The 426-nt window shown below is 50.2% G+C and carries 1 pseudogene; it reads left to right on the forward strand.

Annotated features, from left to right (window positions below):
- Positions 1 to 426 (forward strand): annotated as a pseudogene (uxaB, locus tag M3629_RS28095) (tagaturonate reductase); the annotation flags it as partial.

The raw sequence follows: 426 nt of genomic DNA on the forward strand, positions 1-426 counted from the left end.
GTTCTACGCTGGTGGACCGTATCGTTACCGGTTATCCGCGCGATGAAGTGGCTAAACTGGAAGAAGAACTGGGTTATCACGATGGTTTTCTCGACACCGCTGAACACTTTTACCTGTTTGTGATTCAGGGACCGAAATCCTTAGCGACTGAACTGCGTCTGGACAAATATCCGCTCAACGTGCTGATTGTTGACGATATTAAACCGTACAAAGAACGGAAAGTGGCAATCCTCAACGGTGCGCACACCGCGCTGGTGCCGGTGGCGTTCCAGGCAGGGCTGGATACCGTAGGTGAAGCGATGAACGATGCTGAAATTTGCGCATTCGTTGAAAAAGCTTTCTACGAAGAAATTATTCCGGTACTGGATTTGCCTCGTGATGAACTGGAATCTTTCGCCAGTGCAGTCACCGGGCGTTTCCGTAACC

Source organism: Paenibacillus polysaccharolyticus, from assembly GCF_023714295.1.
In the GTDB taxonomy this organism is placed as follows: Bacteria; Bacillota; Bacilli; order Paenibacillales; family Paenibacillaceae; genus Paenibacillus; species Paenibacillus polysaccharolyticus_A.